Annotated in this window: 23 protein-coding genes and 2 other annotated features; all 23 genes read left to right on the forward strand. The window is 39.4% G+C overall.

The features are described from left to right. Positions 1–4 precede the first annotated feature (4 nt). The 23 genes from ACFVT8_RS20275 (at position 5) to ACFVT8_RS20385 (ending at position 20,212) form a co-directional block, all read left to right on the forward strand. A complete protein-coding gene (locus tag ACFVT8_RS20275) occupies positions 5–553 on the forward strand; it encodes a UvrB/UvrC motif-containing protein (RefSeq protein WP_387084946.1) in 549 nt (182 codons plus the stop codon). Next, entirely contained in the window at positions 550–1,659 is a 1,110-nt protein-coding gene (mcsB, locus tag ACFVT8_RS20280) for a protein-arginine kinase McsB (protein ID WP_387084948.1), read from the forward strand. Before ACFVT8_RS20275 ends, mcsB begins: the two co-directional genes overlap by 4 nt. Then, a complete protein-coding gene (locus ACFVT8_RS20285) occupies positions 1,649–4,093 on the forward strand; it encodes an ATP-dependent Clp protease ATP-binding subunit (protein WP_387084950.1) in 2,445 nt (814 codons plus the stop codon). The genes mcsB and ACFVT8_RS20285 overlap by 11 nt, the downstream gene beginning before the upstream one ends. A 159-nt stretch (positions 4,094–4,252) precedes the next feature. Then, entirely contained in the window at positions 4,253–5,629 is a 1,377-nt protein-coding gene (gene radA, locus ACFVT8_RS20290; protein WP_387084952.1) for a DNA repair protein RadA, read from the forward strand. A gap of 311 nt (positions 5,630–5,940) precedes the next feature. After that, positions 5,941–7,026, forward strand: a complete 1,086-nt coding sequence (locus ACFVT8_RS20295; protein WP_387084954.1) for a PIN/TRAM domain-containing protein — start codon at positions 5,941–5,943, stop codon at positions 7,024–7,026. Between the two features lie 12 nt (positions 7,027–7,038). Continuing rightward, positions 7,039–7,731 carry a 2-C-methyl-D-erythritol 4-phosphate cytidylyltransferase gene (gene ispD / locus ACFVT8_RS20300; protein ID WP_387085039.1) on the forward strand — a complete coding sequence of 231 codons (693 nt, stop codon included), beginning with the start codon at positions 7,039–7,041 and terminating at the stop codon, positions 7,729–7,731. Between the two features lie 275 nt (positions 7,732–8,006). Further along, positions 8,007–8,483 carry a 2-C-methyl-D-erythritol 2,4-cyclodiphosphate synthase gene (gene ispF, locus ACFVT8_RS20305; protein ID WP_387084956.1) on the forward strand — a complete coding sequence of 159 codons (477 nt, stop codon included), beginning with the start codon at positions 8,007–8,009 and terminating at the stop codon, positions 8,481–8,483. Between the two features lie 91 nt (positions 8,484–8,574). After that, entirely contained in the window at positions 8,575–10,035 is a 1,461-nt protein-coding gene (gene gltX, locus ACFVT8_RS20310; protein WP_387084958.1) for a glutamate--tRNA ligase, read from the forward strand. A 50-nt stretch (positions 10,036–10,085) separates the two neighbouring features. Beyond that, positions 10,086–10,304: a binding site (T-box leader), on the forward strand. A gap of 195 nt (positions 10,305–10,499) precedes the next feature. Continuing rightward, positions 10,500–11,150: a serine O-acetyltransferase EpsC gene (epsC, locus tag ACFVT8_RS20315; protein ID WP_387084960.1), complete on the forward strand. Its 651-nt coding sequence runs from the start codon at positions 10,500–10,502 to the stop codon at positions 11,148–11,150. Then, positions 11,147–12,547: a cysteine--tRNA ligase gene (gene cysS / locus ACFVT8_RS20320; protein ID WP_387084962.1), complete on the forward strand. Its 1,401-nt coding sequence runs from the start codon at positions 11,147–11,149 to the stop codon at positions 12,545–12,547. The genes epsC and cysS overlap by 4 nt, the downstream gene beginning before the upstream one ends. Before the next feature lie 5 nt (positions 12,548–12,552). Continuing rightward, positions 12,553–12,972, forward strand: coding sequence for a Mini-ribonuclease 3 (locus ACFVT8_RS20325; RefSeq protein WP_053482829.1), 420 nt, complete (start codon positions 12,553–12,555; stop codon positions 12,970–12,972). After that, the gene (gene rlmB, locus ACFVT8_RS20330; protein WP_387084964.1) at positions 12,972–13,724 is read left to right on the forward strand and encodes a 23S rRNA (guanosine(2251)-2'-O)-methyltransferase RlmB; all 753 of its coding nucleotides are present in this window, start codon (positions 12,972–12,974) and stop codon (positions 13,722–13,724) included. The genes ACFVT8_RS20325 and rlmB overlap by 1 nt, the downstream gene beginning before the upstream one ends. 2 nt (positions 13,725–13,726) lie before the next feature. Continuing rightward, positions 13,727–14,239, forward strand: a complete 513-nt coding sequence (locus ACFVT8_RS20335) for an NYN domain-containing protein (protein ID WP_387085041.1) — start codon at positions 13,727–13,729, stop codon at positions 14,237–14,239. A gap of 68 nt (positions 14,240–14,307) precedes the next feature. Next, complete coding sequence (gene sigH / locus ACFVT8_RS20340) at positions 14,308–14,955, forward strand: RNA polymerase sporulation sigma factor SigH (protein ID WP_387084966.1); 648 nt, start codon at positions 14,308–14,310, stop codon at positions 14,953–14,955. 76 nt (positions 14,956–15,031) lie between these two features. After that, complete coding sequence (gene rpmG, locus ACFVT8_RS20345; RefSeq protein ID WP_387084968.1) at positions 15,032–15,178, forward strand: 50S ribosomal protein L33; 147 nt, start codon at positions 15,032–15,034, stop codon at positions 15,176–15,178. A 48-nt stretch (positions 15,179–15,226) separates the two neighbouring features. Further along, entirely contained in the window at positions 15,227–15,412 is a 186-nt protein-coding gene (gene secE, locus ACFVT8_RS20350; RefSeq protein WP_053596042.1) for a preprotein translocase subunit SecE, read from the forward strand. 64 nt (positions 15,413–15,476) lie between these two features. Further along, positions 15,477–15,644, forward strand: a complete 168-nt coding sequence (locus ACFVT8_RS20355; RefSeq protein ID WP_387084970.1) for a hypothetical protein — start codon at positions 15,477–15,479, stop codon at positions 15,642–15,644. 713 nt (positions 15,645–16,357) lie between these two features. Beyond that, positions 16,358–16,891 (forward strand): transcription termination/antitermination protein NusG, encoded by a 534-nt coding sequence (gene nusG, locus ACFVT8_RS20360; protein WP_049662801.1) that lies wholly within the window; start codon positions 16,358–16,360, stop codon positions 16,889–16,891. Positions 16,892–17,114: 223 nt separating this feature from the next. Next, positions 17,115–17,540, forward strand: a complete 426-nt coding sequence (gene rplK, locus ACFVT8_RS20365) for a 50S ribosomal protein L11 (protein ID WP_004233593.1) — start codon at positions 17,115–17,117, stop codon at positions 17,538–17,540. Positions 17,541–17,659: 119 nt separating this feature from the next. Continuing rightward, on the forward strand, positions 17,660–18,358 hold the full coding sequence (rplA, locus tag ACFVT8_RS20370) for a 50S ribosomal protein L1 (RefSeq protein ID WP_387084973.1): 699 nt from the start codon (positions 17,660–17,662) through the stop codon (positions 18,356–18,358). 61 nt (positions 18,359–18,419) lie between these two features. Continuing rightward, positions 18,420–18,566, forward strand: a sequence feature (ribosomal protein L10 leader region). Between the two features lie 32 nt (positions 18,567–18,598). Continuing rightward, entirely contained in the window at positions 18,599–19,099 is a 501-nt protein-coding gene (gene rplJ, locus ACFVT8_RS20375) for a 50S ribosomal protein L10 (protein ID WP_387084975.1), read from the forward strand. 74 nt (positions 19,100–19,173) lie between these two features. Further along, on the forward strand, positions 19,174–19,533 hold the full coding sequence (gene rplL / locus ACFVT8_RS20380; RefSeq protein ID WP_132362671.1) for a 50S ribosomal protein L7/L12: 360 nt from the start codon (positions 19,174–19,176) through the stop codon (positions 19,531–19,533). 76 nt (positions 19,534–19,609) lie between these two features. Then, positions 19,610–20,212, forward strand: coding sequence for a class I SAM-dependent methyltransferase (locus ACFVT8_RS20385; RefSeq protein WP_387084977.1), 603 nt, complete (start codon positions 19,610–19,612; stop codon positions 20,210–20,212). The last annotated feature ends 235 nt before the right edge of the window (positions 20,213–20,447 follow it).

The raw sequence follows: 20,447 nt of genomic DNA on the forward strand, positions 1-20,447 counted from the left end.
GGAAATGATATGCGAACATTGTAAGCAGCGTAATGCGACAGTTACCGTAACACAGGTTCAAAGTGGTCAAAAGGTGGAGCACCATTATTGCGACGTCTGCGCCTCGCAGTTCCATCCATTTCATGCTGAATTTAAGCAAGAGCCAATCTCTATTCAACAGCTATTATCCAATTGGTTTGGCTCACCTACATGGCAGCAACAAAAAGTGGGTGAAAAGCAGCAAGCACAACCACAGTCGCAAACATGTCCACAATGTGGATTTACGTATAAACAGTTTTTAAAAGAAGGTAAATTTGGATGCCCTAGCTGCTATGACACCTTTAGCGAGCACTTACCGAAGCTCTTTAATCGTATACAGGCTGGTCCCCAACATATAGGGAAAATGCCCGGTGCTCGAAATAATATTCATGTCATCAAAAAGCAAATTGAAGATATTCGTAACCGTATGAGACTTGCTGTAGATGAAGAACTATTTGAAGAGGCAGCTAAGCTTCGAGATGAAGTAAGAGAACTTGAGAAGCAGCTACAATTTGAAGGTGGTGATGTGTCGTGATGATTGAACCGTTTTTAGAGCGTGCTACACCAATTTGGATGAGTGTGGAAGACGATTATTCAGATATTGTCATTAGTACACGCATCCGCCTTGCTCGAAATTTAGATGGTTATCGTTTTCCATTAGCCTTTACAGAGGATGAAGCATTACAGGTGGAACAGGTAGTTACACATGCAATCAAGGACAGTACAGAACTTCGAGAAAATTATTCATATTTTGCTATTAAAGATTTAACGTCTTTACAGCGTCAAATACTTGTAGAAAAACATTTAATTAGTCCTCAGCTTGCTAAGAAAGAGCGAGACGGTTCCATGCTCTTATCTGATGACGAATCTATTAGCATTATGGTGAACGAAGAAGACCATTTACGCATTCAATGTATGACGGCGAGTTTTCAACTTCAAAAGGCTTACGAGCAGGCAAATAAAATAGATCGTGCCTTAGAGAAAGCTTTGCCTTATGCATTTCGAGATACATTTGGTTATTTAACAAGTTGCCCGACAAATATTGGTACTGGTTTGCGAGCATCCGTTATGATGCACCTGCCAGCTCTTACACTTACGGGTCAGATGAATCAAATCATGAATGCAATGACGAGATTAGGAATGACGGTAAGAGGAATATATGGAGAGGGTAGCGAAAACATAGGGAATGTTTACCAAGTGTCAAATCAGATTACACTAGGTAAAACCGAGGATGATATTTTAGCGGACATCCAAAGTGTCGCTGAAAAAATAATTCAAAAAGAACGGCATGCAAGAGGCAAGCTAATGGAAAAAGCAGAACTAGCCTTGGAAGACCGTGTATACCGTGCTTTAGGTACTTTAACACATGCTCGAATTTTAACGAGTGAGGAAGCTGCTACCTGTTTATCCAATGTTCGTTTAGGGGTAGATTTACAGTTGATTGAAGGTATTAAAGCGACCAAATTAAACGAATGTGTAGTCAGTATGCAGCCTGGATTTTTACAGAATTACGCAGGTGACGTTTTGCCACCTACTGAGCGAGATCGCGTACGAGCGGAAATGCTTCGTGAGGCACTATCTCGAGAAAATATGAGTAAGCCTATTATTCGGGGAAAAGGAGAGGATTCATTTGATGTTTAATCGTTTTACACAACGCGCGCAAAAAGTATTACAGCTTGCACAAGAAGAGGCAATTCGTTGGAAACACGAATCAATTGGAACAGAGCATATTCTATTAGGGCTTATCCGTGAAGGTGGCGGTATTGCTGCAAAAGCATTAGAAGCCATTGATATTAGTCCTCAAATGATTGAATCAGGTATTGAAGAGCTTGTAGGGAAAGGTAAAGAGGATGTTGGTCCAATTGTCCACTACACACCACGAGCTAAAAAAGTAATAGAACTTTCAGTAGATGAATCACGTAAATTAGGTCATTCTTATATCGGCACAGAGCATTTACTATTAGCGCTTATTCGTGAAGGTGAAGGTATAGCGGCTCGTGTATTAAATAATGCTGGTGTCGGATTGAATAAGGCTCGTCAGCAAGTACTATTGTTATTAGGCAATAACGATAATGCTCAATCTGGTCAACAAGCTGCACAGGCTGCCAATACACCAACATTAGATAGCCTTGCGCGTGATTTAACGCAAATTGCTCGTGAAGGCACTTTAGATCCGGTCATTGGTCGAAGTAAGGAAATTACACGTGTTATCGAGGTATTATCTCGCCGTACAAAAAATAACCCTGTATTAATCGGGGAGCCTGGTGTTGGTAAAACAGCTATTGCTGAAGGCTTAGCGCAGCAAATTATTAATAATGAAGTGCCAGAAATTCTTCGTGATAAACGTGTTATGACACTTGATATGGGGACAGTTGTTGCTGGAACAAAATATCGTGGTGAGTTTGAGGATCGCTTGAAAAAAGTAATGGATGAAATTCGCCAAGCAGGAAATGTTATTTTATTCATCGATGAATTGCATACATTGATCGGTGCAGGTGGTGCAGAAGGTGCCATTGATGCGTCAAATATTTTAAAACCATCATTAGCACGTGGTGAACTTCAATGTATTGGTGCAACGACACTAGATGAGTATCGCAAATATATTGAGAAGGATGCGGCATTAGAGCGTCGTTTCCAACCAATTCAAGTTGATGAGCCAACTGTAGAAGAAGCGATTCAAATTATTCAAGGCTTACGTGATCGTTATGAAGCACATCACCGTGTGAAAATTACAGATGAAGCAATTGAAGCGGCAGCAAAAATGAGTGACCGATATATTTCTGATCGTTTCTTACCAGATAAGGCGATTGACTTAATTGATGAGGCGGGTTCTAAAGTACGCTTACGCTCATTCGCAGTGCCACCAAACTTAAAGGCACTTGAAGATAAGCTTGAAAATGTGCGCTCTGAAAAGAATGCGGCTGTTTCAGGTCAAGAATTTGAAAAGGCGGCGTCATTAAGAGATACAGAGCAAAAGCTAAAAGATGAAATTGAAACTACGAGAAAAAATTGGAAAGAAGAACAAGGTAAAGCTGAGTCAAAAGTTACAGTGGATGATGTAGCGGCGGTAGTATCTATGTGGACTGGAATTCCAGTATCAAAAATTGCTTCAGAAGAATCTTCTAAGTTATTACAACTTGAAGAAGAGTTACACAAACGAGTTGTTGGCCAAGGAGAAGCAGTAGAGGCTATTTCACGCGCAATTCGTCGTGCAAGAGCTGGTTTAAAAGATCCGAAACGACCAATTGGCTCATTTATTTTCTTAGGCCCTACAGGGGTTGGTAAAACAGAGCTTGCTAGAGCGTTAGCTGAAGTTATGTTTGGCGATGAAGACGCAATGATTCGCGTTGATATGTCTGAGTACATGGAAAAACATTCGACTTCTCGTTTAGTTGGTTCACCTCCAGGCTATGTAGGCTTTGATGATGGCGGTCAACTAACAGAAAAAGTTCGTAGAAAACCGTATTCAGTAGTATTACTAGATGAAATTGAGAAGGCTCATCCAGATGTTTTCAATATCTTACTTCAAGTACTTGAAGATGGCCGTTTAACAGATTCTAAAGGTCGAGTGGTAGATTTCCGCAACACGGTTGTTATTATGACATCAAATGTTGGCGCAGATGCTTTAAAATATCGTAAAAACCTTGGTTTCAATGTAGGTAGTACTGATACGAAGTATAAAGATATGAAAGGTACAATGCTGGAGGAATTGAAAAAAGCATTCCGCCCAGAATTCTTAAACCGTATCGACGAAATGATCGTCTTCCACTCACTAGAAAAAGAACATTTAAAAGAAATCGTAGCGATGATGGCGAATGCTTTAACAAAACGTCTAAAAGAGCAAGATATTTCGTTAGAGTTAACGGATTCGGCTCTTGAGAAAATTGCAGAGGAAGGCTACGATCCTCAATATGGTGCTCGTCCACTACGTCGCGCATTGCAAAAACAAGTAGAAGATCGTTTATCGGAAGAACTGCTAAAAGGTAGTGTAGAGAAGGGCAACCAGGTTATCATTGATTACGTGAATGATGAGTTTGTAGTGAAGAAAAAAGAGGGAGTTTCTACCTCTAAATAATCTTCATTCGTGGGGCCTTGTCCTGTCGCTTCGCTTTTTTGTACAGATAAATTACTGCCCGTTAATACGGGATAAAGAAAAGGACAGCAAGGCATAGTGCCAAGCTGTCCTTTTTTATGTACAATAAATATAAGAACAAATATTCGAGGTGGATGCAATTTGGCAAAGAAAAAAACAAAATTTGTATGTTCAAGCTGCGGCTATGAATCTGCAAAATGGATGGGAAGATGTCCAGGATGTGGAGAATGGAATAAGATGGTTGAAGAGGTGGAGGTCGTTGCAAAAGGGCCACGTGGGGCATTCCAACATTCTGCTACAGTTACCCAAAAGGCTCTCCCTATTATGCAGATTGAAGCTGCTGAGGAATCACGAGTTGCAACAGAAATGGGTGAGCTTAACCGAGTGTTAGGTGGCGGCATCGTGCCAGGTTCTCTTGTGTTAATTGGGGGAGATCCTGGGATTGGGAAGTCGACGTTATTATTACAAGTATCTGCGTTACTATCGAATAAGGGACATCGTGTGCTCTATATTTCTGGTGAGGAATCTATCCGTCAAACAAAGCTACGTGCAGAGCGTTTAGGCGTGGTATCACAGGAGTTATATATATATTCTGAGACGAATTTAGAGTTTTTAAATCAGACAATTGACGATGTACAGCCAAAGTTCGTAATTGTCGATTCTATTCAAACTGTTTTTCATCCGGAGGTTACGAGTGCACCTGGTAGTGTATCACAAGTGCGTGAATGTACCGCAGAACTTATGCGAATTGCAAAAACGAAGGGAATTGCAATTTTTTTAGTGGGACATGTAACAAAAGAGGGACAAATTGCAGGGCCACGTATTTTAGAGCATATGGTTGATACGGTATTGTATTTTGAAGGAGAACGACATCATAATCACCGTATTTTACGCAGTCAAAAAAACCGCTTTGGCTCTACGAATGAAATTGCTATCTTTGAAATGCTTCAAGGGGGCTTAAAGGAAGTGTTAAACCCGTCTGAATTGTTTTTACAGGAGCGTTCACAGGGGGCGGCAGGGTCAACGATTGTAGCCTCGATGGAAGGTACACGGCCAATTCTAGTTGAAATTCAGTCGCTTGTAACACCAACAAGCTTTAATTATCCAAAACGAATGGCAACGGGTGTCGATCAAAATCGTGTGCAGCTGCTTATGGCAGTCCTTGAAAAGAGAATGGGTCTCATGCTACAGGCACAGGATGCATATATTAAAGTTGCTGGCGGCGTGAAGCTTGATGAGCCTGCAATTGATTTGGCTGTGTTGACAAGCATCGTTTCAAGTTTTAAGGATCAAGCTGTCAGAGCAACGGATTGCTTTATTGGGGAAGTAGGCTTGACAGGAGAAGTGCGTCGTGTATCACGTATTGAACAACGTGTGATTGAGGCAGCAAAGCTCGGATTTAAACGAGCCTTCATACCGGCTTCGAATATCGGTGGATGGGATTTTCCACAAGGTATTGAAATAGTTGGTGTAGAAACGATAAAAGATGCATTGAATGCTTGCTTTAGAGAGCTGTAAATAAGCTTGTGCATGTTGGACAATGTTCTAACATGCACTTTTAATTGCAAGAGTATATTGGAATTCGTAGATAGACGGTAGGAAACTCAAATAGGGTTAATGGCGTCTAAAATAATGTATGTGAAAAAGCTTCTTTAATGCCCAGCGAATGCTAAAGGGCATTTCTAATTTTAGTAATTGGTTTTCTCTGTCGTTAGACTCGAAATGATCGATCAAAAGAATAGATATTAACGATACTTTGATGGGTTCATAAAAGATTTTCTACAGTAAACTATGTATAATTATATATTAAAAATAGGAGGTGACAGTTTATGAAAAAATTTGTTCAAATTGCTTTTTTACTGATTGGAGGAGCATTAGGCCTTGTTTTCTTACCGCCATTATACGAATTGCTTCATTTATCATCTAATCCTTGGCTGGATAATCCTTACGTATCAGTAGCTTTAGGTGCGCTTTTACTGTTTACATTATCGTTTGCCTTTTCAGATTATTTTGTAAGGCTCATTAGCTGGATGGAAGAGGTGTTATTTAAAGTACCTGTTGGAGATTTATTATTTGGTACGCTTGGACTTATTATCGGATTAATCGTTGCTTATTTCTTAGGCTTTGCAATTGATAGTATTGATTTACCGATTATTACAAAAGTCATACCAATTATACTGTCATTTGTGCTTGGCTATTTAGGGTTCCGTGTAGGCTTTAAAAAGCGAGATGAATTAATCCAGCTATTTACATTACGTGGTAACAATACGAAGAAAAAATTAACGGAAGGTATAGAGCCGCAAGAAGCACGAGGAAACTATAAACTGTTAGATACTAGTGTTATTATTGATGGTCGTATCGCAGATATTTCTGAAACCGGCTTTATAGAAGGTACACTAGTTGTACCCCAATTTGTCCTTACTGAGCTCCAGCATATTGCTGATTCTTCGGATACATTAAAGCGTACAAGAGGTCGTCGTGGTTTAGATATTTTAAAGAAATTACAAGATGAGCGTACGACGAAGGTTGAGATTACTGAAGAGGACTTTGAAGATGTTCAAGAGGTTGACTTAAAGCTAGTACGTCTTGCAAAGAAAAGGGGTAATGATACTCAAATTGTTACAAACGACTTTAACCTTAACAAAGTTTGTGAGCTTCACCACGTTAAAGTGCTGAACATCAATGATTTAGCAAATGCAGTAAAGCCTGTCGTTATTCCGGGTGAGGATATGCAAGTGATGGTCATTAAAGACGGCAAAGAGCATAATCAAGGGGTTGCTTATTTAGATGATGGCACAATGATCGTTGTTGAAGGTGGACGTAGCTATATAGGACAGGCCATTACGGTAACCGTAACAAGTGTTCTTCAAACATCAGCAGGTCGTATGATTTTTGCTAAACCAAAGGATGACTAGGAAGTGGGAAATGTGCAATATGAAGTAGTGTTGCCTGCTGCGGGGAGCGGAAAGCGAATGGGTGCAGGGCAAAATAAGTTATTTTTAAATCTTTTAGAAAAACCGATCCTCATACACACACTGGAGGTATTTGAACAGGATAGCCAGTGTACAGGTATTTGGCTTGCAGTGAAGCCAGAAGAGCGTGTATTTATTCAAGAAATGCTAGAGAGATATGGAATTACTAAAGTTAAAGGTTTACCTGATGGTGGTGTAGAGCGACAGCATTCCGTCCATTCGTGCATGAAAGAAATGAAGCAGGTCGATATTGTGCTCGTACATGATGCTGCGCGTCCGTTTATTACTCATGACATTATTGCGAATCTTGTACAAAGTGCGTATAAATTTGGCGCTGCGATTGCAGGTGTTCGTGCGAAAGATACGATGAAAAAAGTACGCAATGGTGTTATTGAAGAGACGATTGATCGAGAAAGCTTATGGATGATTCAAACGCCGCAAGCATTTCAATTTGATTTGATTGCAGAAGCAGAGGATGTAGCAGAGAAGGTGGGCTTCCTTGGTACCGATGAAGCAATGCTTGTTGAACGTCTCGGTCATGAGGTGCATATTGTGGAAAGTAGCTACGAGAATGTAAAGATGACGACGCAAGAGGATTTAGTTTTCGGTGAAGCGATATTGCGTAAACGTGCTTTGAAAAAATTATAATAATAAACTAAAAATCTCATCAGCATTATCATTTGCTGATGAGATTTTACATTTACCTCGAATATTAATTTAGAGTACTGTCTACCAACTCAATTTCCTAGGAAATATGTTAAAATGTGAGGGTATAATATAGAGTAAATATAAAAGTGAAGGAAGGTGAATGAGACTGCCTTGTAAGTTGAATAGAAGCTTTTTAAGTCTGCATATTTTTGAAGTACAGGAGCTTCAGTTGGTGGATTTTATTTATCTTATTAGACAGACAGTCTCAAAATCATATGTTTCGAGTGGGACAAGGGTTTGACGTACATGCATTTGAAGAAGGGCGTCCATTAATTATTGGTGGTATAACAATTCCTCATGAAAAAGGGTTAGTGGGACATTCAGATGCAGATGTTTTATTACACACTGTAACAGACGCAGCGTTAGGGGCTATTGGTGAGGGAGATATCGGTCGTCATTTCCCAGATACAGATCCGGCGTTTAAGGATGCTGATTCAGCGAAATTATTAGAGCATATTTGGAAGATTGTTGAGGACAAGGGCTATGTTTTAGGTAATGTAGATTGTACTATTATGGCACAACGTCCGAAGATGGCGCCATATATTGAACAAATGCAAAATCGAATTGCTGAATTGCTGCATGCAGAGGCTTCTCAGGTGAACGTTAAAGCAACGACAACTGAGCGTTTAGGTTTTACAGGTCGCGAGGAAGGGATTGCTGCGATGGCGACAATCCTATTGATTAAGAAATAAAAGCAGGCTCTCAGCGCTTTTATTTCCTGTAACAGAGTGGTAAAATGAACAAAGTCAATTTTTTGATCGAAAATTTAGGAGGCTTTTAATTATGGCGAAAGAAGTTCGTGTTCGTTACGCGCCATCCCCTACTGGTTTCTTACATATCGGTGGAGCGCGTACAGCGTTATTTAACTATTTATATGCAAAACATCATAACGGTAAATTCATCGTACGTATTGAGGATACTGATATTGAGCGTAATGTAGAGGGCGGAGAAGCGTCTCAGCTAGATAACTTAAAATGGTTAGGTATTGAATATGATGAGTCGATCGATATTGGTGGACCATATGCACCTTATCGTCAAATGGAGCGACTTGATATTTATAAAGAGCACGCTGAAAAGTTATTAGAGCAAGGTCTAGCTTATAAATGCTTCTGTTCTTCTGAGAAATTAGAAGCGTCTCGTGAAGAACAAAAAGCACGAGGTGTTGCAGCTCCAACTTATGATGGTACTTGTCGTCATTTATCAGCAGAGGAAGTTGCTGCTAAAGAAGCCGCTGGTGAACCATATACAATTCGTATGCGTGTACCTGAAAATGTAACATACGAATTTGAAGATTTAGTACGTGGACAAGTAGCATTTGAGTCAAAAGATATTGGTGACTGGGTTCTTGTGAAAGCAAATGGTATCCCAACGTATAACTATGCGGTAGTGCTAGATGATCACTTTATGGAAATTTCACATGTATTCCGTGGTGAAGAGCATTTATCGAATACACCAAAACAAATGATGATTTTTGATGCATTCGGCTGGGAATATCCACGCTTTGGTCATATGACATTAATCATCAATGAAAACCGTAAAAAATTATCAAAACGTGATGAATCAATTATTCAATTCGTCACACAATATAAAGATTTAGGCTACCTACCTGAAGCGATGTTCAACTTCTTCGCATTACTTGGCTGGTCTCCTGAAGGGGAAGAAGAGATTTTCTCAAAAGAAGAATTTATTAAAATCTTTGATGAAAAACGTCTTTCGAAATCACCATCTATGTTTGATAAACAAAAGCTTACTTGGATGAACAACCAATATATTAAAAAATTATCTTTAGAAGAAGTAGTGGCATTATCTTTACCACACTTACAAAAAGCTGGTTTATTATCAGAAGAGTTAACAGAAGAAGAACGTGCATGGGCTACAGATTTAATCGCGCTTTATCATGATCAAATGAGCTTTGGTGCTGAAATTGTAGAACTATCACGCCTATTCTTTAACGACCATATTGAATATGATGAAGAAGCGAAAGCAGTTTTAGCAGGTGAGCAGGTGCCAGAGGTAATGGCTGCATTTAAAGCACAGCTTGAAGGCTTAGAGGAATTTACGCCTGATACTGTCAAAGCGGCTATTAAAGCTGTTCAAAAAGAAACAGGTCACAAAGGTAAAAACCTATTTATGCCAATTCGCGTCGTAACGACAGGTGAAACGCATGGTCCTGAACTTCCTAACGCGATTTGCTTAATTGGCAAACAGAAAACAATTGATCGTGTAGAAAAATTTGCGCAATAAGTAGAAATTGATTGACAATTTATTAGTTCGTTGTAAAATGTATTTACATTGAGAAAGCGTTGATAAGGAGAAGTAAGTGGCGCATGCTCTAAAGAGAGGACCATCACCGGCTGAAAGTGGTCTGAGCCTAGGCAAAACTGAAATGCACCTTTGAGCATAAAGCTGAACAAATAGTAGGCTTTATCGATTCGTTCCCGTTACAGAACGTCCAGAGTGGAAGGCATTCGCCTTCAATCAGAGTGGAACCGCGCATTTTTAGCGTCTCTGTCATTCCTTTTTGGGATGATAGGGGCGCTTTTTATTTTCCGGACATGTGACTTGAAGCGATGGATGCACCAAATTCTGTTCGACTAACTCTGCGGTGAAATCAACGTCAGCTGTAGTATTTCAATGGCCAGGGATGCAAGTGGTTGTGTGGAATTTCAAAGGATCAAGGCAGATCAAAATGAAAAGGGGGAGCTTTTGTGTTTAAAAGAATGAAGGAAGATGTGGAAACAATTTTTGAGAATGATCCAGCAGCACGCAGTGTACTCGAAGTTATACTAACATACTCAGGTCTGCATGCTACTTGGTCACATCGAGTTGCCCATTGGTTCTTTAAAAAGCGTTTTTATTTTATAGCCCGTACCATTTCACAAATTAGTCGCTTCTTTACTGGAATTGAAATTCATCCGGGAGCGAAAATTGGTCGACGTTTCTTTATTGACCATGGGATGGGCGTTGTAATTGGTGAAACATGTGAGATTGGTAATAATGTAACATTGTATCAGGGTGTTACTTTAGGTGGGACAGGAAAAGAAAAGGGCAAACGCCATCCGACATTAGAGGATAATGTTCTAGTTGCAACAGGTGCAAAAGTTTTAGGTTCTATTACAATTGGTGAAAATAGTAAAATTGGTGCAGGCTCAGTTGTTTTAAAAGAAGTGCCACCAAATGCTACAGTTGTCGGTATTCCTGGTAAAATAGTGATTAAGGATGGAGTCCGTTTAGAGAAAAAACTAGACCATCAAAATATTCCTGACCCTGTAGAAGAACGTTGTCAAGCTTTCGAGAAGCAGATTGCAACTTTGCATCAGGAAATCGAACGCTTACAAAAGGAGAGAGAAACACAATGAGTATTCAAATTTTCAACTCATTAACACGACAAAAGGAAACTTTCGTACCGCTGGAAGAAGGCAAAGTAAAAATGTACGTTTGTGGCCCGACAGTTTATAACTATATTCATATCGGGAATTCACGTCCTGTAATTGTTTACGATACAGTGCGTCGTTATTTTCAATACAAAGGCTACGATGTGAAATTTGTTTCAAATTTCACGGATGTGGACGACAAAATTATTAAGGCTGCTAATGAACTTGGAGAAGAAGTGCATGAATTAACGGAACGCTTTATTGCCGCATACTTTGAAGATGTCACAGCGCTAGGTTGCAAGAAAGCAGATGTACATCCACGCGTTACAGAGCATATGGATGATATCATTCAATTCATTCAAGTTTTAGTCGATAAGGGCTATGCTTATGAGTCAGCTGGAGATGTCTATTACCGAACTCGTAAATTTAATGGTTACGGTAAATTATCTCACCAATCGGTGGACGATTTAAAAATTGGTGCTCGTATAGAAGCAGGCGAGAAAAAAGATGATGCGTTAGATTTCGCTCTATGGAAAGCTGTAAAGCCAGGTGAAATTTACTGGGAAAGTCCTTGGGGTAAAGGACGTCCGGGTTGGCATATTGAGTGCTCCGTAATGGCACGTGAGCATTTAGGAGATACTATTGATATTCATGCTGGTGGGCAAGATTTAACATTCCCGCATCATGAAAATGAAATTGCACAATCTGAAGCTCATAATGATAAAACATTTGCTCGTTATTGGATGCACAATGGGTATATTAATATTGATAACGAGAAAATGTCCAAATCCCTTGGTAATTTTATACTCGTAAATGATATTCGTAAACAAATTGACCCACAAGTTTTACGCTTCTTTATGCTTTCTGTGCATTATCGTCATCCGATTAACTTTGCGAAGGATTTAGTGGATGCAGCCGCAAATGGGTTAGAACGAATTCGTACTGCCTACAACAATGTGAAACACCGTTTAACAGCAACTGCGAGCTTAGGCGATCATTCAGAAGAATGGCTTGAAAAAATTGCTGAACAAAGAGCTTATTTTGAAGAAGCAATGGATGATGACTTTAATACAGCCAATGCCGTTTCTGTATTGTTTGAATTAGCGCGTATCGCAAATATTTATCTAAATGAAACGAATACTGATGAAAAAGTACTATTAAGTTTTACTGAAACTTTTGAGGTGTTAGGTGACGTCTTAGGTATTGAATTTGCAAAAGAAGAAGAGCTATTAGACGAAGAAATTGAAGCACTTTTACAGGAACGTGTAGAAGCACGTAAAAATCGTGATTTTGCTCGTTCGGATGAAATTCGTGACCATTTGCAAGCGCAAGGTATCGTTTTAGAAGATACGCGACAAGGAACTAGATGGAAACGAGGGTAAGTAACTTGGATAAACTCCGCAACGAAGATGTTAAGCAATTAAATGCATTAGCGTTAGCCTATATGGGTGACGCAGTTTTAGAACAAAAGATACGAGAGCATTTGCTACGTGCCGGTCGTGTCAAACCTAACACGCTTCATAGAGAAGCGACACGTTACGTATCTGCGAAAGCGCAATCTATGATTGTACATCGAATGATGGATGAAGGTTTTTTAACAGAGGAGGAGTTGGCTGTGTTCCGTCGTGGACGCAATGCCAAATCCGGCTCTGTGCCAAAAAATACAGATGTTCAAACATACCGTAATAGCTCAGGGTTTGAAGCTGTGCTTGGTAGTTTATATTTATTAAATGAATTAGAACGCGTTTATGCAATCATTGCATACGCTATTCAAATAATCGAGGAATCGAAAGGAGTGTCAAATTAATGGCAGAGCAAAATGGTGAAATTATTGCCGGTAAAAACCCAGTGTTAGAAGCACTTCGTTCAGGCCGCGATATGAATAAAGTATGGATTGCAGAAGGTGTGAAAAAATCAGGGGTTAATGAACTTCTAGATTTAGCACGAGAACGTGGAGTCATCGTTCAATTTGTCCCGAAAAAAAAGGTAGATCAATTATCAGATGCCAATCACCAAGGAATAGTTGCCTCTGTTGCAGCATATAGATATGCAGAGCTAGAGGATTTATTTGCTGCAGCGGCAAAAAAACAAGAAGATCCATTCTTTTTAATTTTAGATGAGCTAGAGGACCCGCATAATCTAGGTTCTATTATGCGAACTGCTGATGCGATAGGTGCGCATGGTATTATTATTCCGAAGCGCCGTTCTGTGAGTTTGACAGCTGTAGTGGCAAAGGCATCAACTGGAGCAATTGAGCATGTACCTGTTGTGCGCGTGAATAACCTAGCGCAAACAGTAGAAGAGCTGAAAGAACGAGGGGTATGGATTGCAGGAACAGATGCAAAAGGTTCTGCAGACTATCGTAAAATGGATGCGACATTGCCGCTTGCGATTATTATTGGTAGTGAAGGCAAAGGAATGAGCCGCCTATTAAAAGAGAAATGTGACTTTTTATATCATTTACCGATGATTGGACATGTCACATCACTAAATGCATCGGTAGCTGCTGCACTCTTAATGTACGAAGTGTATCGTAAACGTCAAGAAGCGAATGATTGACGATGAACAACATTTTGCTTGTTGATGGCTATAATATGATAGGAGCTTGGAAAGAGCTACGGCCATTGCGAGATACGAATTTTGAAGATGCCCGTAGAAGACTAATTGAGCTTATGGCTGAGTATAAGGCAGCTATCGGATGGCGCGTAATTATAGTTTTTGACGCACATCTTGTATCGGGTGTGGAGCAAACTTATTTAGAAAATGATGTCGAAGTCATTTATACACGGAAAAACGAAACAGCAGATGAACGTATTGAAAAAATGACACACGAACTAAAAGCTAGAAATGTACAGATTCACGTAGCAACCTCTGATATGGCAGAGCAAAATGTTATTTTTGGTAATGGTGCTCTGCGAAAATCAGCAAGAGAGCTAGAAATTGATATGGGTATTATCCAGCATAAAATTTCTCATGATGTGAAACGAAAACACGATAGCAAGCCGCCTTCTCGCATAGAGCTAAAGCCCGATGTTGCTTTGGCTTTCGAAAAATGGCGGCGTGGTTTGAAATGATTGATTGACGCATATTTTCCAATTCCGTTATACTGTTCCTAATTATCTGTTGTGGCTGAGGTGATACCATGTTTAAAAATAGTATTGTACAAGTGGCACAAGATTTTGAACGATTCAATGATGAAGAACTTATTGAAATGGTGCATCAAGGTAATACAGATGCGTTGGATTATTTAATTACGAAATACCGTTTGTTAGTGAGAGCAAAGGCTAGATCTTATTTTTTAATTGGTGCAGATAAGGAAGACATTGTCCAGGAGGGCATGATTGGTTTATATAAAGCCATTCGCGATTTTAAGGGAGATAAGCTTGCTTCTTTTCGAGCTTTTGCTGAACTGTGTATTACAAGGCAGATTATTACGGCTATTAAAACAGCTACAAGACAAAAGCATATACCACTAAATTCTTACGTTTCTTTGGACAAGCCTATTTTTGATGAGGAGTCAGATCGTACATTAATGGATGTGTTAACCGGTGCTATTATGGATGATCCGGAAGAATTAATGATTCATAGAGAAGAATTTGACTACTTAGAAGAAAAGATGGGTGAGATTTTAAGTGAATTGGAACTACAAGTGTTAGCTCTTTACTTAGATGGACAGTCTTATCATGAAATTTCTGCGAAATTAAATCGTCATGTGAAGTCTATTGACAATGCTTTGCAACGAGTAAAGCGTAAATTAGAGCGACATTTAGTTCTTGAAGAAATGTCTTAGCGGTTGTATGCCTTTATTGACATTGACAAATATAGGTGTTAGTCTTGAAAAGACAAAGTGCCGAAAAGGTGATTATATGGCAAAAAAAGTCGTTCTAAATTGCGAAAAATGCGGATCGAGAAATTATACGTTTCCAGCTAAGGGAGATCCAACCGTACGCCTCGAATTAAAGAAATTTTGCTCGCATTGCAATGAACATACCGTGCATAAACAAACGCTATAAAATAATTTGTAAATAGACAGATATGATTGATTCGGAGGTTAGGCTAGAATGGGCAAGATTAAAGGCTTTTTCAGCAATGTAATGTCGGAAATGCGCAAAACAAGCTGGCCAAAAAGTAAAGAACTGACGAAATATACAGTCGTTGTAATTTCAACTGTTGTAATTATGGCTTTATTTTTTGTGTTAGTAGATTTAGGCATTTCATCATTATTCCGCTGGTACTTAGAGTTATAATTTAGTAAATAGCATGTTAATACTTCTGAAATAGCCCGTCATTACAATAAACGGGTTTTTTCGTTTGTTTTATCTTCATTCAGCAGATCTGTTCTGTGCGAAAGCGAAGCGACAGCAACAAATGTTTCTTGTAGCGAAAGCAAAGCGTCAGCTACAGGAGACTCCAATCTCAATGGGCGATAAGATGAATGCAGTTATAGTTCCTTTTTGTGGGTATCCAAACACCTACTGAAATAGAGGAACTCAGTCTAAGAACGCCACGTCCTGTGGCAGCGACTGAGTGACCAACATCGTGTTGGCCTAAAGCCTCCGGCGGATGTCACGGATTTTTAAAGGGTGAATACGAGGATGTTAGCCTAAAACCTTCGCATCCTGCGAAAACGGCTAACTGACCTGCATCGATAAAAACGCCACGTCCTGTGGCATTACCGAAATGACCGACATCGTGTCGGCCCTCGTGTAGGCCTGGGCACAATTCAAAATCCGGACACAATTACGCCAAGGCGAAATTGAAGAAGTAAACAGCAGTAAAATATTCTCAATATGAATAAGTAAGCTACTAGAGATAGTATGAGAGTAGCAATAGATGACTATGCTAGATTTGGTATATATCATCGGGCTTTCGCTAGCTATTAGCGGAAGCTATGTTTTTCTAATAAGCAGTTTGTGAAAAGAGTAAAGAATGCACTTAGCATATCAGATTCATTTTCACTTTTATCATCATTCAGTAGAAGATTCCTACTTCTAAAAGTGGTAGGTTGAATGCAAATGCAGTTCCTTTTTGGTAGGTGTCCAAACACCGACTGAATGAAGATAAAGCCGCTGGCAGATGTCACGGATTTTGAAAGGAACTAATTGTGCAAGCACAATACAAAATCCAGACACAATTACGCCAAGGCGTAATTGATTTAGTAAGGGAGGGACGGACGAGAAGTCCTAGTAGTTATGGAGAAAAATTGGTATGTTGTTCATACGTATTCAGGGTATGAGAACCGTGTAAAAGCAAACCTAGAGAAACGTGTAGAAACAATGGGTATGCAAGATAAGATTTTCCGTGTTATTGTGCCTGAACATGAAGAAACAGAAATGAAGGATGGGAAAAAGCGTACTATGATGCGTAAAGTTTTCCCTGGTTATGTTTTAGTAGAACTAATTATGACAGATGACTCTTGGTATGTTGTACGTAATACTCCGGGTGTAACTGGCTTTATTGGTTCATCTGGTGGTGGTGCAAAGCCGACACCTTTGTTACCTGAAGAAGCGGATCGTCTACTTCAACAAATGGGTATGACTGACAAAATTGTCGAGATTGATATTTCTGTTGGAGAAGCAGTAGAAGTATTAGAAGGGCCTTTTGCTCACTTCCAAGGACGTGTTGAAGAAATTGATACTGAAAAAGGAAAAGTGAAAGTTTCTGTCGATATGTTTGGTCGCGAAACAATTATGGAACTAGACTTTGAACAAATACAAAAAATGTAGTTTTAGTAACTAAAGACATATGTCTAAGGCATATGTCGCAGATTTTGTTAATTACTACTTGCTTAAAAAAATTAAAAGTGGTATCATTTCTAGGTCAGACTGTCATACTTTGGTTTGACGTCTGTATTGATAATTTAATGTTATCGGCACTTAGCTGACAGACAGATATTGAGTGGGAGGGGCAACCCAATTACCACATCACGGACTTAAGGAGGTGTGTCTCGTGGCTAAAAAAGTTATTAAAGTTGTTAAACTTCAAATCCCTGCTGGTAAAGCAAACCCAGCTCCACCGGTTGGTCCTGCATTAGGTCAAGCAGGTGTGAACATCATGGGATTCTGTAAAGAATTCAACGCGCGTACTGCAGATCAAGCTGGTCTTATCATTCCAGTTGAAATTTCAGTATTCGAGGACCGTTCATTCACTTTCATTACAAAAACTCCACCTGCAGCAGTATTACTTAAAGTAGCAGCTGGTATCCAATCTGGATCAGGTGAACCAAACCGTAAAAAAGTGGCAACGGTTAAACGTGATAAAGTTCGCGAAATCGCTGAAACTAAAATGCCAGACCTTAACGCTGCTTCAGTAGAAGCTGCAATGTTAATGGTTGAAGGTACTGCACGAAGCATGGGTATTGTTATCGAAGACTAATCCCAGTTACTTGATGATGTATTTGTTTTTGGAAGGTTGCGGAGTTTCTTTATGAACGCGCAACCTTTATTCGTGGGAGGTAAAATCCGCTATAACCACAATCAAGGAGGAAATATATAATGGCTAAAAAAGGTAAAAAACTGCAAGATGCAGTAAAATTAATCGATCGTAACGCCCTATACGGCGCACAAGAAGCAATCGAACTTGCTCAAAAAACTAGCACAGTGAACTTCGACGCTACTGTAGAAGTTGCTTTCCGCTTAGGAATCGATACTCGTAAAAACGACCAACAAATCCGTGGTGCAGTAGTGTTACCAAACGGTACTGGTAAAACTCAACGCGTATTAGTATTCGCTAAAGGTGAAAAACTTAAAGAAGCTGAAGCTGCTGGTGCTGACTTTGTAGGCGATGCAGAATACATCCAAAAAATCCAACAAGGTTGGTTCGATTTCGATGTAATCGTTGCAACTCCTGACATGATGGGTGAAGTTGGTAAACTTGGTCGCGTATTAGGACCTAAAGGTTTAATGCCAAACCCTAAAACTGGTACAGTTACTTTCGATGTAACAAAAGCTATCGAAGAAATCAAAGCTGGTAAAGTAGAATACCGTGCTGATAAAGCTGGTATCATCCACGCTCCTATCGGTAAAGTTTCTTTCTCAGCAGAAAAATTAGTAGAAAACTTCTTAGCTGTATTTGATGTAGTACAAAAAGCTAAACCAGCTGCAGCTAAAGGTACTTACATGAAATCTGTAAACGTTACAACTACAATGGGTCCAGCTGTTAAAGTTGATGCTTCAAGCGTAGTAGTAAAATAATAAAAGTTTTTATGTAAATCTATTGACGGCAATGTCTATCTATGATACGATGGTTGCTGTTGTGAATCATCCATTTGTACCGTAGACAGTAGGAGTGACTTGTCACTTAATGATCCTACCGAGGACATCGGAATTCGGAATCTTATTTTAAAGATGATGACTTTCAGCCTCTGTGTCTAATTGACCCAGAGGCTTTTCTTTTGTCGGTATAAATGACCCATTCTAATAGGAGGTGTCATCATGAGCAAAGTTATCGAAAACAAACAAGCACAAGTTCAAGAGATTACTGAGAAATTCCAAAATGCTGCTTCTGTAGTAGTAGTGGATTACCGTGGTCTTAACGTTGCGCAAGTGACTGAACTTCGTAAACAACTTCGTGAAGCTGGCGTTGAGTTCAAAGTTTACAAAAACACTTTAACTCGTCGTGCTACTGAAGCTGTTGGTCTTGAAGGAATCAACGACGTATTAGTTGGTCCTAACGCAATTGCGTTCTCAAATGAAGATGTTGTAGCTCCTGCTAAAATCATCAACGAGTTCGCTAAGAAAAACGAAGCTTTAGAAATTAAAGCGGGTATTATTGAAGGTACAATCTCTTCTGTTGAAGATGTTAAAGCACTTGCAGAACTTCCATCACGCGAAGGTCTTCTTTCTATGCTTTTATCTGTACTTCAAGCTCCAGTGCGCAACTTCGCACTTGCAACAAAAGCTGTTGCAGATCAAAAAGAAGAACAAGGCGCGTAATTTCATACGCACTATAACTTCTGCGGCCTGACCGCAACTATAAAAAAACATTATCCAATTAGGAGGAAATTATAATGAACAAAGAGCAAATCTTAGAAGCTATCAAAGCTATGACAGTTCTTGAATTAAACGATTTAGTAAAAGCTATCGAAGAAGAATTCGGTGTAACAGCTGCTGCTCCTGTAGCAGTAGTAGGTGCTGCTGCTGGCGCTGCTGAAGAAAAAACTGAGTTTGACGTAGTATTAGCATCTGCTGGTGCTGAAAAAATCAAAGTAATCAAAGTGGTTCGTGAAATCACTGGTTTAGGTCTTAAAGAAGCTAAAGAAGTAGTAGATAACGCTCCTAAAGCTCTTAAAGAAGGCGTTTCTAAAGATGAAGCTGAACAAATCAAAGCTAAACTTGAAGAAGTTGGCGCATCTGTAGAAGTTAAGTAATCTCGCGTTACTTTTAAACAAAAGGAAAGCTCGTCATTGTGGCGAGCTTTTTTCTTCATTCTGAGGAGGCGTGAAAATGTCAGATCACTATTATACGAGTAAGCCTCAAACTGAGAGTAAACCTCGTCACTGGACATTTAAGTTGTTAGGGCATACGTTTTCCTTTGAAACGGATGCAGGTGTATTTAGTAAAAGCGAAGTAGATTTTGGATCCCGTGTTTTAATAGATGCTTTTCAAATGCCTGATATTGATGGTGCGATTTTTGATGTGGGGTGTGGGTACGGACCAATCGGATTATCGATTGCCAAAACAAACCCAGACCGTACCGTTTTTATGATGGATATCAATGAACGTGCTGTTGCACTCTCGCAAAAAAATGCGCAAGTGAACGGAGTTCAAAATGTACGGATATTTGTGAGTGACGGACTATCGATGGTTGACAATGATGTAAACGCCGCAGCTATTTTAACCAATCCTCCAATTCGCGCAGGAAAGGAAACAATTTTCCGCTTTTACGATGGAGCTTATGATAAGTTAGTGTCATCTGGTGAACTGTGGATAGTAATACAGAAGAAGCAGGGTGCACCATCAACGGTAAGTTACTTAGAAGAAAAATTTTCTGAAGTCGATGTTGTGGAGAAGAAAAAAGGGTACTGGATAGTACGTGCAAAAAAATAAGTCAAATATGCATAAATTATTGACTTGACAAATCGGCTATGATAATATGATACAATGCAAAAATATTATTTTGAGGTCGTATGCCCTTTTGTATATAATAGTTATAATGTGGGTATACTTGCCAAGATAAGTTTAGTTAACCGAAAATGAGATCTTTTTGAAGACTCGTTTTCTTTTTGTCTTTCGAAATCATACACTATTTGTATGATTTTGCAAAGACCTAATATCGCTTTAT

This window comes from Lysinibacillus sp. NPDC058147 (assembly GCF_042884205.1).
GTDB lineage: Bacteria > Bacillota > Bacilli > Bacillales_A > Planococcaceae > Lysinibacillus.

Excerpts from the sequence above, each read along its gene's own strand:
- ACFVT8_RS20275 (WP_387084946.1), top strand. The coding sequence starts at position 5 with ATGATATGCGAACATTGTAAGCAGCGTAATGCGACAGTTACCGTAACA.
- ACFVT8_RS20295 (WP_387084954.1), top strand. The coding sequence starts at position 5,941 with ATGAAAAAATTTGTTCAAATTGCTTTTTTACTGATTGGAGGAGCATTA.
- ispF (WP_387084956.1), top strand. The coding sequence starts at position 8,007 with ATGTTTCGAGTGGGACAAGGGTTTGACGTACATGCATTTGAAGAAGGG.
- gltX (WP_387084958.1), top strand. The coding sequence starts at position 8,575 with ATGGCGAAAGAAGTTCGTGTTCGTTACGCGCCATCCCCTACTGGTTTC.
- cysS (WP_387084962.1), top strand. The coding sequence starts at position 11,147 with ATGAGTATTCAAATTTTCAACTCATTAACACGACAAAAGGAAACTTTC.
- rlmB (WP_387084964.1), top strand. The coding sequence starts at position 12,972 with ATGGCAGAGCAAAATGGTGAAATTATTGCCGGTAAAAACCCAGTGTTA.
- ACFVT8_RS20335 (WP_387085041.1), top strand. The coding sequence starts at position 13,727 with ATGAACAACATTTTGCTTGTTGATGGCTATAATATGATAGGAGCTTGG.
- sigH (WP_387084966.1), top strand. The coding sequence starts at position 14,308 with ATGTTTAAAAATAGTATTGTACAAGTGGCACAAGATTTTGAACGATTC.
- rpmG (WP_387084968.1), top strand. The coding sequence starts at position 15,032 with ATGGCAAAAAAAGTCGTTCTAAATTGCGAAAAATGCGGATCGAGAAAT.
- secE (WP_053596042.1), top strand. The coding sequence starts at position 15,227 with ATGGGCAAGATTAAAGGCTTTTTCAGCAATGTAATGTCGGAAATGCGC.
- nusG (WP_049662801.1), top strand. The coding sequence starts at position 16,358 with ATGGAGAAAAATTGGTATGTTGTTCATACGTATTCAGGGTATGAGAAC.
- rplA (WP_387084973.1), top strand. The coding sequence starts at position 17,660 with ATGGCTAAAAAAGGTAAAAAACTGCAAGATGCAGTAAAATTAATCGAT.
- rplJ (WP_387084975.1), top strand. The coding sequence starts at position 18,599 with ATGAGCAAAGTTATCGAAAACAAACAAGCACAAGTTCAAGAGATTACT.
- rplL (WP_132362671.1), top strand. The coding sequence starts at position 19,174 with ATGAACAAAGAGCAAATCTTAGAAGCTATCAAAGCTATGACAGTTCTT.
- ACFVT8_RS20385 (WP_387084977.1), top strand. The coding sequence starts at position 19,610 with ATGTCAGATCACTATTATACGAGTAAGCCTCAAACTGAGAGTAAACCT.